Annotated in this window: 2 protein-coding genes and 1 pseudogene; 1 reads left to right on the top strand and 2 read right to left on the bottom strand. The window is 58.2% G+C overall.

Features of this window, described 5'->3' with window-relative positions; translation table 11 throughout:
* On the bottom strand, nucleotides 1–479 hold a 479-nt coding region (locus tag QU44_RS19055; protein ID WP_156141260.1), incomplete at its 3' end, for an integrase core domain-containing protein.
* Nucleotides 480–757: 278 nt separating this feature from the next.
* On the opposite strand from QU44_RS19055, the gene QU44_RS16840 reads away from it, so the two are divergent.
* Nucleotides 758–1765: a hypothetical protein gene (locus QU44_RS16840; RefSeq protein ID WP_033923566.1), complete on the top strand. Its 1008-nt coding sequence runs from the start codon at nucleotides 758–760 to the stop codon at nucleotides 1763–1765.
* Nucleotides 1766–1977: 212 nt separating this feature from the next.
* Here QU44_RS16840 and QU44_RS18795 read toward each other — a convergent pair.
* Nucleotides 1978–2608: pseudogene (locus tag QU44_RS18795) on the bottom strand (transposase); the annotation flags it as partial.
* Between the last annotated feature and the right edge of the window lie 48 nt (nucleotides 2609–2656).

Genomic DNA, 2656 nt, shown 5'->3' with positions numbered 1-2656 from the left:
ACCGTGGGATTTTTCAGCAGCCTGTTAGAAGGTATGCCCTGTGACGTGACCCCCGCCTTTCGTCCAGCGGCAACCAGAAACTGACCATTTTTAGGGGCTCCCGGTTTCTCATCAGTTCGAGGATGAGTATTCGGCGTTCCTCCGGCAGCGATCTTCGCCACGACATCTGCATATTCGATCGGCGTCAAACAGTCAGGCGATGTGGGAGGACAAATCTCGTTACAATGGTGCCGCCGAGCCTCGATCCTGGCCCGAGCGTCGTTAAGCGACCCAAACAGATGCCTGTTCAAGCGTTTGTCGCGCAGGTGACCGTTGGACGATTCCACGGGCGCATTTTCAGTCGGTTTGCCCGGCCTGCCGGCGGTGGTGCCCGAAAGTAGCGAGATGGCCAGCGGCGTAACACTGACCCAGACCAATAGCAGCCCGAACAACTTGGTCGTCTCGATGCCCGATGGCATGACGGTGATGCCAAAGGTCACTGAGGTCGCCCTCGTCGCCCCAAATGACCGATGGGTTTCCGCTGAACTCGGCGCCACCCTGGATATCACGCAGTTCACGGCTAGCGACCTTCGGGCTATGGTCAAGTCCGATGGTTCGCCGATCAGCAACACCGCATAAAAGCGGGAAATTCGGCTCAAATTTTATTATAGGCCATCGGAGGTATTCATGTTGACCGAGTCGGTTGACCCGCCATTGGCGGGTAACGGATTATCGGAATATCAACTGATCGCGCTGTCATACGCGCTGGGAGCTCAAGATGGCCGTGGTAATGGATTTACAATTCGATAGCCTGCTCAAGGCCAAGAACTGGTGGTCGGTATTCGATCAAGACCCGAATGTGCTGTCTACGGTAGGTTTCGTTGATGACGGCGCGAACAGCCGTATCGAAATCGATATTGCGGAACGTGGCGCGGCGATCGCGGCAGTGCAGAAAGCGTATCCGGTCAAGGCCGACAGCTATGTAGGGGAGTTCACTGGACTGCGGATGGACGAAGACCTGACGCCTGATGCCGGCACGATCGCCAATTGCTACGACCCCGACCCGACAAAGCGCGGGCGATATATCAAGGTCGGCGCTTCTGGCACGGGTTCATGGTCGCTTCAGTCGCCGACGATCGTCGACAAGTGCTGGGGTGATAACAACCACCCCGAACGCTTGCTGGAGCTACTGCTATCTTCATGGATTGCGACCACTCCACCGCATCCCGGATCAGGGCCGCAGGCTGGCTGGGTAACGCCGCCCGCCAACGACTGGCGCAATGCCGTCGTCACCTTCGATATGCGCTGTCAGGACTTATACCTCGGCAAATGGTCCAAGATTGCCCAGCACGTGCAGGGCACAATCGATGACCTGACGGCGCTACTGCCAGCTAATGTCTACGCCACCCCCAATTTCATTCTGACCAAGGACTTGATCAGCGATCAACTGGGCTTCGGCAATGATGGGTGGGGAAAGCCGAACAAGGTCGAGCGTGTCTATGACAGCGGACGCAGGGACGTGGTGCTCAACTATTCTGCCGATGATGCGGACTGGCGATGCCTTGGCAGCATAACACGACCTTTGAGCTATTATCATTATGTCGTGACCCCGGTGGCACAGCTGCTCCAGAACCTGGTCGGCAACAGCTATATGATGGCGGTCCACGACAAGCCGCAGCCCGATGATCAGGTGTTCGCCCCGGTCGGTGTGGACGTTGCCGAAAAGGACCGGATCGCGGGCAAGCTGCTGATCTACGGGATTAAGGTCGAGGTCCCCGATGTCTAGCTCTACCTGACGCCGGCACTTCGGTCCTGGGCCGCGTTGGCAAAAGACTTCAGCCATAGGCGGGCCGGGACGGGGTTAGGTAAGCTTTTGAAGGAAAGGATGGTCTTGTCACGGCGGGTGGAGATACACCGCTGCTGCTTGAGCTTACCGAACATTCGCTCGACGCAGTTTCGGTCGCGGTAGCGCTTCCGAAACGAAGCCGATCGGCCGCATCTCGTTCGCCGCCGATACTGCACGCTGCCGCGAGGCCGCTTGAGACGAAGGCTCAGACCTTCGTTCCGGTAAAGGCGATAGACGCATCCTTCGGCAAGCTCAGGAGAGGCTTGTGGTTCACGAACCATCCTTCCCTGCGCAGCAGGATATAAATCCGGAAAAAGCCGTACCGCGTTCGCGGCGCTGCCAGATCACGGATGCGCAGCATCAGTGGTGCCTCATTCGGCCGATGTGACACGTACCGCACCGACGAGCGATCTACCCGCAGCGCCAGACAGCTGCGCCGTTCGCTTACTCCATGAGACGCCTGCCAAGGTTCTAGGGACGTGCGCGACGATCTCGCGCCGCCGCCCAAGCGTCAAAGCTTTTTTGACAGAACATCCTGCAGGGTATGCTTGTGGAGACTGAGGTCGGCAACATGCTGCTTTAGCTTGCGGTTCTCCTCCTCGCGCAGCTTCAATCATCGCAACTCGCCAACACCGAACCCGCCATACACCTTCTTCCAGCGGGAAAACGCCTGCTCCGAATCCCCATCCGGCGGATCACCTTCGCCACCGGCGTGCCCGTCTCAGCCTGCTTCAACGCGAACGCGATCTGCTCTTCCGTGTACTTCGACTTTTCATGTCCCAGCTCCTTGCCCAAAGGCTCTAACCCGTCTTATTCACCGGCGGCATGGGA

Origin of the sequence: Sphingomonas sp. 37zxx (genome assembly GCF_000786205.1) — a bacterium.
In the GTDB taxonomy this organism is placed as follows: Bacteria; Pseudomonadota; Alphaproteobacteria; order Sphingomonadales; family Sphingomonadaceae; genus Sphingomonas.
This window is presented reverse-complemented; position numbering and strand designations above follow the sequence as displayed.